Source organism: Nocardia nova (assembly GCF_002933465.1).
In the GTDB taxonomy this organism is placed as follows: Bacteria; Actinomycetota; Actinomycetes; order Mycobacteriales; family Mycobacteriaceae; genus Nocardia; species Nocardia nova_B.
Genome location: NZ_PSZE01000057.1, coordinates 1 through 10,404 on the forward strand (window position 1 = coordinate 1; position 10,404 = coordinate 10,404).

Here is a 10,404-nt window from a genome sequence, read left to right on the forward strand (position 1 = left end):
CCGATGTCGCGCTGTGGGAGATCAACGAGGCGTTCGCGGCCGTCCCGATCGCGGCCTGCAAAAAGCTCGGTATTGATGATGAACTCGTCAATATCGCGGGCAGCGGATGCAGTCTCGGCCATCCGGTTGCCGCGACCGGCGCGCGCATGATTGTCACGCTGATGTACGAGCTGCGGCGTCGCGGCGGTGGATATGGCGTGGCAGCAATGTGTGCGGGCGGCGGCCAGGCTGGCGCGGTGCTGATCGAGGTGCCGAAGGTGCGGTGACGGACGTACTCATTGACGTTGCTGTCAGATAAAGTTGGCACAGCTGTCGCCGGGTGGATGCGCCCGGGTTCGGCGCTCCGCGTGGAGCGGTCGGCCGACGGCACGGAAGGGAGCGGTCTCGGTGCGTCATCTCGCGCAGAGTTTGCCGGGCGCCGGAGTGCGCCTGGCCGCCGATCGGTGGGTCGGCGATCACGGCGGCGGCCGCGGCGTGGCGGTGTTGCTGCACGGTGGTGGCCAGACGCGGCACTCGTGGCGGCGCACCGGAATCCGGCTGGCCGAGGCCGGGTGGGTGTCGTATGCGATCGATCTGCGCGGGCACGGGGACAGCGACTGGCATTCCGGCGGTGACTACAGCGTGGGCGCCCTGGTCGAGGACCTGCGCGAGGTGCTCGCCCATATCCGGCAGACGAATCCCGGACTGCCCATCGCTCTCGTCGGCGCCTCGATGGGCGGGAAGACCTCCCTGATCGCTGTCGGAGAGGACGCGTCGGTCGCGCAGGCACTGGTCCTGGTCGACATCGCTGTCCGTGTCGAGGTCAGCGGCGGTCGCCGCGTTCGCGAGTTCATGCAGAGCGCGCCGGATGGCTTCGCCTCGCTCGAGGAAGCATCCGCGCGGATCGCGGCCTACAACCCCCATCGCCCGCGGCCGTCGAGCGTCGACGGGCTGCGCAAGAATCTGCGGTTGCGCGAGGGCCGCTGGTACTGGCACTGGGACCCCGCGATGATGCGATCGGCCGACGGTGACGACGATCGGCCGGTGAGCCCGCAGGTCTACCAGCGGGCCAAGGCGGCCGCGCAACGCATCACCTGCCCGGTACTGCTGGTGCGGGGGCAACTGTCCGATGTCGTGTCGGACGAAGGTGTCGCCGAATTGCGGGAACTGATCCCGCATGCCGAGGTGATCGATGTCCGCGAGGTCGGCCACATGGTCGCCGGCGATGACAACGACGTGTTCACCGCGAACCTCCTCGGCTTTCTGGATTCATCACTGTCCGCGCGCGTAGCCCGCCGGACATTCTGAAAGGAAACACAGACATGACAATCGACGTCGATGCGGCGAACAAGGTCCTCGGTGGCCTGCGTCCCTTCCCGGTCGCGGTCACCACGATCGATGGCGGATTCGCCAACGGCCTGATGAGCCTGTCCGCGGGCTCGATGAGCATCGTGCCGGAACTGCCCCGGGCCACGGTCAGCCTGACCAAGTACAACAAAACCCACGACATGGTGCTCGACTCGGGCATATTCGTGATGCACCTGCTGAGCGCCGCCCCGGAGCAGGTCGACGCGTCGCTCGACATTCTGATGACGCTGGGCGGCAGCTCGGGCCGCGACGGAGACAAGATCTCGAAACTGCGCACCAAGACCGGGGTCACCGGGGCACCGGTTCTGCTCGACGCGCACAGCTATGTCGAGGCCCGGGTGATGGCCACGCTGGATGTCGAGGAGAGCACCATCTTCGTCGGCGACGTGGTTGCCGCGGAAATCCTCAACTCCGGCGAGCGGCTGCGCATCGGCGAAGCGTGGGGCAAGTTGCCGGCCGAGTGGATCGAGCAGTACGAGACCAACCACGTGCCGCAGCTCGAGAGCGCTCGCGCCTACCGCGCCGCGGCCCGGAGCTGATTATCCGATGTCCGCACCGACATCCGACCAGATCGACGACGCCGCGCTGACCGGCGCCTGGGAGCTGCCCGAGGAGTTCCGGCTGTTGCGCGAGACCGTGCGCCGCTTCATGGATTCCGAGGTGCGCCCCCTCGAGCAACAGCTTCCACACGATGCCGCCGGGCTGCCACGCGAGCAGCTGATCGCCCTGCAGGACAAGGCCCGCCGACTGGGGTTGTGGGCTTTGCAGACGCCGGAGCAATTCGGCGGCGCCGGACTGAGCGTCCTCGGACAGGTCGTGGTCGCGGAGGAAGCCGCCAAATGCCGCATGGGCGCGTTCTTTCCGGCGCTGGGCGCCTTCGGCGGCAACCCGCCCAATGTGATGTTCAAGGCGACGCCCGAACAGTTCGCGAAATACGCCCAGCCCATCATCGACGGCACCGCCACCAAGGCGTACACCGCGATCAGCGAGGCATCCGGTGGCTCGGACCCGGCGCGCGCGATCACCCTCAAAGCCGTGCGCGATGGCGACCACTACGTACTCAACGGCACCAAAATGTGGACCAGCCATGCAGAGAACGCGGACTGGGGGGTCGTGTACGCGCGAACCGGCGAAGGGCGGCAGGGCATTTCGTGCTTCATCATCGAAAAGGACACGCCTGGCCTGTCGTTCCGTCGAATCGGCGTGATGGCGTCCTTCGCACCCTACGAATTGCATTTCGACAACGCCCGGATCCCGGCCGAGAACCTGATCGGCGCCGAGGGCAAAGGATTCTCACTCGCCAGTGACTTCTTGATACACGGCCGGATCATCTACCCGGCGGGACCGATCGGCATCGCACAGACCGCACTCGAGATGGCCTGCAGCTGGGCCAAGGACCGCGACGTCTTCGGCGGCAAGCTGGCCGACAAACAGGGCATCCAATGGATGCTGGTCGACAGCGAAGTCGAACTGCGGGCGGCGCGGCTGCTGATGTATCAGGCCGCCTGGAACGCCGATCTCGGCAAGGACGTGAAGGTCGACGCCTCGATCGCGAAACTGTACGGCGCCGAGGCGGCCTTCCGGGTCGTCGACCGCTGCATCCAGATTCACGGCGCGCTCGGTCTGGCCGACGAATTGCCGCTGGAGCGGTGGTTCCGAGATCTGCGGGTCAAACGCCTGGGGGAGGGGGCGACCGAGGTGCAGCGGGTCGTCGTCGCCAGAAAACTGCTCGAGTGAAAGCGGATACCGTGAGCCTGAAATTCAATCTGATGTTCCCGATGCGGGCGGTCAAGCACTATCCGCGCTGGATCGGCGAATCCGACTTCGGCGCCGTGGCGAAGTTCGTGGAGGATGCCGGATTCGACGGCCTGTCCGTCAGCGAGCACCCGTATCCGGACAAGAAATGGCTGGCCAACGGCGGCCATCACGCCTTCGACCCGTTCGTCGCGCTCGCCGTCGCCGGCCAGGCCACAAGCCGGTTGCGCCTGATCACCTATGTGATGGTCGCGGGTTATCGCAGTCCGTATCTGGGCGCGAAATCGGTGGCGTCGCTGGATCTGCTGTCGGGCGGGCGGCTGACACTCGGCCTGGCCGCCGGCTATCTGAAATCCGAATTCGAAGCGCTCGGCGCCGATTTCGCGCACCGCGGCGCACTGCTCGACGAGGCCATCGCGGCGATGCGGGCAACGTGGGCGGGAGTCGACCACGAGGGCCCGCAATTCGGTGCGGCAGGCCATATTTCGCTGCCGCCTCCACAGCAGCAGGGCGGTCCGCCGATCTGGATCGGCGGTAACAGCGCCGCGGCCCGACGCCGCGCGGTCGAACTCGGCGACGGCTGGCTGCCCATGGGGCAGTCCGCGGAGATGGCCGCGATCACCCGGACGCCGCCGTTGGAGGATATCGGCACGCTACGCACCATGATCGGCGAGCAGAACGCCCGGCGCGCGGACCTGGGCAAGTCCGCGCTCGATGTCTCCTTCGTACCGTTCGAGGCGAACCTGCTGCGCAGCGGCGATAGCACCGCATTCTGCGACGCGGTCGCGCCGCTGCTGCCCGAGTACGCGGACGCCGGGGTCACCTGGATCACCGTCGAACCCGCCAGTCGCAGCATCGACGACTTCCGGGCCGACATCTCGATGATCGCAGACCGGCTGATCAAGCCGAATCGGTAAGCGCCGCTGGTGGTTTCGAACTCCCCGAGACCACCGCGCGCACGACATCCGACTATGCCGAACTGGCCGAGACCGCATTACGCCGATCGATCGTCCCTTGCGCGTGGAGGCATCCATCGATCGGATCGAGGGTCGCAAGACGTTCATCAGTGGCAGACTGCTCGACGGCGAGCACCTGTGTGCGGGGGCGGAGGCCCTGTTCGTGCGGTTACTGCCCGGACAACCGTAGCTGCCGGCATTCGGTCGTTTCAGTTGATGTCGCAGGCCACGAGGTGGTGGGTGTGGCTGCGGCGGGCAGCGTACTCGGCCGGGGCAGATTGAACCGGCCGATGCGGTGTCGATGCCCGCTCACAATTCGACCCATCCCGCACCCGCCGAACTCCGGCGGGCGGCAGTGACGATGCGCTGCACTCGCAGCCCGTCCGCTAGGTCGGGGACGTCGGGGGTCGGCTCGCCGTCGAAGGCCGGAAGCCAATCCTCGAGCAGCAGCGCCAGTTGCCGCGCCGCCCCGTTGCGCGCCCCGCCGTCGAAGGCCAGGGCGCCCGAGCGCGGGATGCGCGACGAGCCCGGTGTGGTGCTGAATGCGGGTTCGTCGGCGGTGCCGGCGAGCAGGGTGCGTTCGAACAGCGTGCCCTCGATGGCTATCGCACCGGCGCTGCCGGTGATGTCGAGGTGATAGGAGGCGCCCGCGTGTAGGCCCATCGCGGTGAGCGTGTGCGTGGCCACGACCCCTGACTCGAAGCGGATCAGCAGCGCGGCGGTATCGTCGGCGTCGATCTCGAGCAGGGTGCCATCGGGGCGCTGGCGGGTCGGCACGGTGGTGCGCACATCGGCGCATACCGCGGTCGGCTCCCCGAACAGCCAGCACAGGTAGTCCAGGTCGTGGGCGCCGAGACCCAGCAGATAGCCGCCGCCATCGGCGCTGCGATACATCCACTCCGATTGCAGCGGATGAGCCGGATGCCAGTAGTCGACGCGGGCGCTGACCCGCGCCGAATACGGGGTGCCGAGATAGCCGCCGGAGATCAGTTCGCGCGCCGCGTACTTCTCCGGTGACCAGCGGTCCTCGAAACACACCGCGTGTGCGACACCCTTGTCCTCGGCACGAGCGAGCATATCGCGCGCATCGTCGTCGGTGAGTGCCAGCGGCTTCTCGCACAGCACATGCTTTCCCGCCTCGATCGCGGCCAGAACCTGATCGTGGTGGGCCACCGTCGGCGTCGCGATGGAGATGACGTCGAGGTCGTCGCGCCGGACGAACGCGGGCCAATCGGTGCTCAGATCCGTGATCCCGGTCCGGCCACCGGCCTTGCCGACGCTGGCCTCGGTGCGCGCGCACAGCGCCACCACCTCGAATTCGGGGACCGCCCGGAATGCGGGCACCTGCACGTGCACACCCCATCCGACACCGACGATTCCGACTCGCAGCCGATCAGACACCGCTTCTCCTTGCTTATGCGGACATTCGCCCGGGATTTCCGATGGTGTTGTGCGCATGCCTATTTCGGCATTCCGAGCACACGCTCGGCGAGGATGTTGCGCATGATCTCGGTGGTGCCGCCGGCGATCGTGGACGAGCGCGATATCAGGTAGTCGTGCTGTGCGGCGGCGCCGGTCGCGGAGGTGATCGCGGCGGGACCGAGCACCCGCAGATGGGTGTCACCGATCGTCTGCATGGTCGTACTCCAGACCAGCTTGATCACCGAATGCTCGGCGCCCGGCGTACCGCCGGAGGCGATCCGGCCCAGTGCGCGCTTGCCCAGGAGTCCGACCGCGCGCGCCTCGCCGAGCCGGTCGGTGAGTTCGGCGCGGGCATGCGGCGCCAGCTCGTGGTCGGCCAAGGAGGTGACCAGATCCAGCACGGTCTGTTCGAGACGTCCGGCCATCATGATCACCCCGGCGCGTTCGAAGCTGAGTGTCGTCATGGTGACCTTCCATCCCTCGTGCAGCGGGCCCAGCAATGCGGTGCGCGGCACGCGGACATCGTCGAAGAACACCTCGGCGAATCCGCCTTCACCGGTGATCTGGGTGATCGGGCGTCGGGTGATTCCGGCGGAATCCATTGGGACCAGCAGGGCCGAGATCCCCTTGTGCGGGGGCGCTTGCGGATCGGTGCGCACCAGCAGCAGGCAGTGCGTGGCCTCCATCCCCTCCGAGGTCCAGATCTTCTGGCCGTTGATGACGAATTCGTCGCCCTCGAGCACCGCCCGGGTGCGCAGACTGGCCAGATCACTGCCCGAACCGGGCTCGGAGAAGCCCTGACACCACACTTCGGTGCCGGCCTGGATGGCGGCCAGATGTTCGCGCTGTTCCGGGGTGCCGTAGTGCATCAGGGTCGGAGCCACGTTGTTCACGCCCAGCACCCCGGCCAGCAGCGGCGCGCGCGAGCCGGCCAGTACCTGGTCGCAGGCGACCTGATCGACGATCGACAGCCCGCGCCCGCCGAATTCCTCGGGCCAGTGCGGTGCGATCCAGCCCGCTGCGTGCAGACGCTGTTGCCACGACAGCCGGGCCGGGAACGAGTCGTCGGCGCCCCATTGCTCGCGATGCAGCGGCAGCAGGGTTTCGACGGCGGCGGCGAGTTCGGCGGCGGGACTGCCGGGCGTGACCTCGGCGGCTACGGTCGCCGCGGCCGCGTGCCGCGTCGGGTCCAGGCGCTCGCGCGCGGCGCTCGTGCCGCCGAACAGCGGGGCCGCGGCACCGGCCCGGCGATAGTAGAGGTGGGCCTCGTGCTCCCAGGTGAAGCCGACTCCGGCCAGCACCTGGATGTAGTCCGCGGTGACATGCTGGGCGGCCGCAACGGATTGGAGCAACGCCAGGGCGACGGCCTGATCCAGCGCGTCGGCCCCCGCGCCGGAATCCAGCAGCCCGGCGACCTCGCGGGCGGTGGCACGTGTCAGTTCGACGCGAGCCAGCATGTCGGCACACTTGTGCTTGACGGCCTGGAATGCGCCGATCGGTTTGCCGAATTGTTCGCGGGTGGCCGCGTAATCGACTGCCGCCCGAAGGCAGTGGCTCGCGACGCCGGTCAGGTCGGCCGCCAGGGCCAGCCCCGCGGTGACCAGGCTGCGCCGGATCGCCGCCACCGCGTCGTCACCGGTGGCGAGGACCGAGCCCGCCGCCCGCTGCAGGTTCATCGCGCCGAGCGGGCGCAGCAGATCCAAGCTCTGCATTCGCTCGATGCGTACCGCCTGCGCATCGGAGGTGGGTACCGCGATCAGCAGTGGGCCGGATTCGCTGTCGGCGAGCGCGAGGACGACCTCGGCCTCCGGCGTCAGGATCAACTCCGCGGTGCCGGAGACCAGCACCCGGTCGGGGTGGTCACCGGCAACGGCTTCGAATCGCCCTGCGACCGCGGGCATTCCGGTGTGTTCGGTCCACGCGACGGTCGGGACGACGCGGCCCGAGGTGATCTGCGCCAGTAGGTCGCCGCCGGCGACATTCGGTGCGCTCAGCGCGCCGAGGGCGCCCGCGACGGCGATGACCGGAGCCGGCGCCAGCACCGAGCCCAGCGCCTCGGCGGCTACTGCGAAATCGGCCCAGCTGCCACCGGATCCGCCCAGGGATTCGGTGATCGGCAGTCCCGCGACGCCCATCTCCGCGAGCTCGGACCACAGCGAGACTTCGCTGACCCGATCCGGGTCCTGGATGAGCTTGTGTGCGGAGCCGGGACCCCAGTGGCGGCCGAGCAGCTGTGCGATCGTTTCCACAAGCGACTGCTGCTCTTCGGTGTCGGCAACGACTACGGACGAATTGATCACAGGTTGTCCCCTCCGGCACACGCGCAGAACAAAATCATATAAATGATTATGCCATGTCGGATCTGTTAGGCCAGCAGTGCGGTGAAATGCCAGTCCAGCACCTGCCGGTCCGCGCCGGCGGTATCGTGGGAGAACACGCGCGAGCGCAGGTCCACTACCCCACCGCTATCGCCCAGCGCCGTCGCGCTCTCGATGGTGAGCTCGCTGGACAGGGTGTCGCCCTCGTGCACGGGTCCGGTGTGATCGCACGACTGCCAGCCCAGCACCGTCACGAGGTTGGGCAGCGCACGGGTGGCCTGCGCCAGGGCGATACTGATGGCGTGCCCGCCGTAGACCAGCCTGCCGTGTTCGCCGACCCGGTAATCATGGTGTGTCGCAGCGATATTCAGGCTCAGGCGGGCAAATTCGGGAGCGTTGGAGACGACGTCGCCGCTCGAGTGCCGGATCTGCCCGGCCAGCGCCGGATCGAAGTGGGTGCCCGGCACCGCCGCACGGAAGGCGCGCAGGTCCCACTGGCCGGGTGCGGTCCGTGCCGGTTGCGCGTCGGTGCCGATGTGCGAGAGGTCGTCGTCGGGCGCGAGCCGGGCAGGATCGGGGTTCTCGCTCAGCGGCAGCATCGCGCAGCGGTAAAAATTGAGCACGGTGCGTTCGAGGTGGTCGGTGCAGGTGATCCGCAGGGCGGCCAGGCCGGTGGGAGGGCGCCCGGGTTTGAGGGAGTTCCGCCGGAGTCCGACGACCTCGGTTCGGGTGTGCAGCGTGTCGCCGAGGGCGGGGAACCGATGGAAATTCAGTCCACGGTAGAACAGGTTGGCTTTCACTCGGCGGGTCACGATCGTGGACTGGCCGATGGCGACATCCCAGACCAGGGCGGGATGGGCCACCGCCGCCCCGGTGACCGCGGTCGACAGGTGCCGGTCCAGTGCCAGCCGCAGGCGATCGCCGGCGATGGCCTGGTGTGCGGCGGCGAGGCCGTCGGTCAGGGTGATCGAGGGTGCGTCGTCGAAGACCTGGCCCACCGACAGGTCGTCGAAGTAGGGCCCGTCGCCGGGTGTGGTCATGACTGTGGTCCTCCGATTCGTGTCAGCACCCGCCGCGCGGCGATCGCGACGGCCTCGTCCAGCATGCGGTCGCCGAGTCGGGCCACCCCGGCGCCGAGCCGGGTAGCCTCGTCGAGCGCGGCGAGGACGGCGCGGGCGTGTTCGACCGCATCCTGGTCGGGAGTGAATTGTGCTGTGGTCGTGGCAATCTGGGCGGGATGCAACACCCACTTGCCGTCGAATCCGGCTTCGTACGCCCACCGGACGCGGCTGCGGAAATCGTCGTCGTCGGCGACGGCGAGATGTGGTCCGTCGATCGCCGCGACGTCGTTGGCCCGCGCCGCCAGCAGGATACGATCCTGGATGGCCGCCCATCGCCGCGGCGGCAGGTCCGCGCCGCGGCCGAGTGCGGCGCCGAGATCGGCGTATCCGATCACGACGGCGGCCAGGGGAGCGGTGGTCCGGCAGATGTCGTCGGCGGCGAGCACGCCGCGCGGTGTTTCGATCAGCGCCTGCAGGCTCGCCGGATGGCCGTCGAGCAACTCGTGCGCGCGATCGAGCGTCGCAGGGTCTTCGACCTTGGGTATCACGATGCTGTCGACGGTGCCGGTCGCGGCGAGCGCGCGCAGATCGGCGTCCGCCCACGCGGTCGCGAACCCGTTCACCCGCACCGCAACCGAGCGCGCCGGATCTCGGTCGATCCCGCGCAGCAGATCCACGACCAGCTCGCGCGCTGATTCCTTGGCGTCGACGGCGACCGCATCCTCGAGGTCGATCACCACCTCGTCGGCGCCGGCGTGCAGCGCCTTGACGATTCTGTGTTCGGCTGAGCCCGGGACGACGAGGACGGCGCGGCGCCGGACCGGTTGCTGCTCTGACGGCATAAATATCCTCCTGAGCTGGAATAGCAAATGTGCGGACATTTGCTCGGCGGATGACCTGTGAGCGCTTGGCGGTCGATCCGCACGTTAGCAATGCATCTGGTGCTTGTCGACCTCGTAGTACGGCGTATGCTCAGCCAGCGAACGAACATTTCGGCAAATGGACGTACAAATTGTCCGCGGCCTGGAGGAGACGACGTGAACCACGGATGGCTGACCGGTGAGGAGGTCTTGCTCGTCGAGACCGTCCGGACCTTCATCGAGCGGGAGGTCAAGCCGAAGGTGCAGGAGTTCGAGCACGCCAACCGGTATCCGGAGGAGTGGATCGAGCAGATGAAGCGGATCGGCATCTACGGCTTGGCGGTGCCCGAAGAGTACGGCGGCACTCCGGTGTCGATGCCCTGCTACGTTCAGGTCACCGAGGAATTGGCGCGGGGGTGGATGAGCCTGGCCGGGGCGATGGGCGGGCATACCGTCGTCGCGAAACTGCTGACGATCTTCGGCACCGACGCGCAGCGGAAGGCCTACCTGCCGCGGATGGCCACCGGCGAGCTGCGCGCGACGATGGCCCTGACCGAGCCGGGCGGCGGTTCGGATCTGCAGGCGATGACCACCCAGGCCAAACGCGACGGCGACGAGCTGGTCATCACCGGAGCCAAGACCTGGATCAGCAACGCGCGCAGGTCCGGGCTGATCGCGCTGCTGT

The 10,404-nt window shown here is 68.1% G+C and carries 9 protein-coding genes and 2 pseudogenes; 7 read left to right on the forward strand and 4 right to left on the reverse strand.

What is annotated here, in order from left to right; all coding sequences use genetic code 11:
- From C5E41_RS32250 to C5E41_RS32275, 6 genes and pseudogenes are all read left to right on the forward strand, one after another.
- Window positions 1-266, forward strand: a pseudogene (locus C5E41_RS32250) (acetyl-CoA C-acyltransferase); the annotation flags it as partial.
- 121 nt (window positions 267-387) lie between these two features.
- Window positions 388-1,287 (forward strand): alpha/beta hydrolase, encoded by a 900-nt coding sequence (locus C5E41_RS32255; RefSeq protein ID WP_104379462.1) that lies wholly within the window; start codon window positions 388-390, stop codon window positions 1,285-1,287.
- Window positions 1,288-1,301: 14 nt separating this feature from the next.
- Window positions 1,302-1,886, forward strand: coding sequence for a flavin reductase family protein (locus C5E41_RS32260; protein WP_104379463.1), 585 nt, complete (start codon window positions 1,302-1,304; stop codon window positions 1,884-1,886).
- 7 nt (window positions 1,887-1,893) lie between these two features.
- Entirely contained in the window at window positions 1,894-3,084 is a 1,191-nt protein-coding gene (locus C5E41_RS32265) for an acyl-CoA dehydrogenase family protein (RefSeq protein WP_104379464.1), read from the forward strand.
- An 11-nt stretch (window positions 3,085-3,095) separates the two neighbouring features.
- Window positions 3,096-4,019 carry an LLM class F420-dependent oxidoreductase gene (locus C5E41_RS32270; protein ID WP_181063531.1) on the forward strand — a complete coding sequence of 308 codons (924 nt, stop codon included), beginning with the start codon at window positions 3,096-3,098 and terminating at the stop codon, window positions 4,017-4,019.
- Window positions 4,020-4,092: 73 nt separating this feature from the next.
- A pseudogene (locus tag C5E41_RS32275) lies at window positions 4,093-4,248 on the forward strand (PaaI family thioesterase); the annotation flags it as partial.
- Window positions 4,249-4,367: 119 nt separating this feature from the next.
- Here the strand turns inward: C5E41_RS32275 and C5E41_RS32280 are convergent.
- The 4 genes from C5E41_RS32280 to C5E41_RS32295 all read right to left on the reverse strand — a co-directional run bounded on the left by C5E41_RS32280 (window position 4,368) and on the right by C5E41_RS32295 (window position 9,701).
- On the reverse strand, window positions 4,368-5,459 hold the full coding sequence (locus C5E41_RS32280) for a Gfo/Idh/MocA family protein (RefSeq protein WP_258081406.1): 1,092 nt from the start codon (window positions 5,457-5,459) through the stop codon (window positions 4,368-4,370).
- A gap of 59 nt (window positions 5,460-5,518) precedes the next feature.
- On the reverse strand, window positions 5,519-7,780 hold the full coding sequence (locus C5E41_RS32285; protein ID WP_219823308.1) for an acyl-CoA dehydrogenase: 2,262 nt from the start codon (window positions 7,778-7,780) through the stop codon (window positions 5,519-5,521).
- Between the two features lie 65 nt (window positions 7,781-7,845).
- Window positions 7,846-8,838: a MaoC family dehydratase gene (locus C5E41_RS32290; protein ID WP_104379466.1), complete on the reverse strand. Its 993-nt coding sequence runs from the start codon at window positions 8,836-8,838 to the stop codon at window positions 7,846-7,848.
- Entirely contained in the window at window positions 8,835-9,701 is an 867-nt protein-coding gene (locus C5E41_RS32295; RefSeq protein ID WP_104379467.1) for an HpcH/HpaI aldolase/citrate lyase family protein, read from the reverse strand. Before C5E41_RS32295 ends, C5E41_RS32290 begins: the two co-directional genes overlap by 4 nt.
- A gap of 195 nt (window positions 9,702-9,896) precedes the next feature.
- Here C5E41_RS32295 and C5E41_RS32300 point away from each other — a divergent pair.
- Window positions 9,897-10,404, forward strand: a 508-nt coding sequence (locus tag C5E41_RS32300) for an acyl-CoA dehydrogenase family protein (RefSeq protein ID WP_258081407.1), incomplete at its 3' end; no start/stop codon positions are given.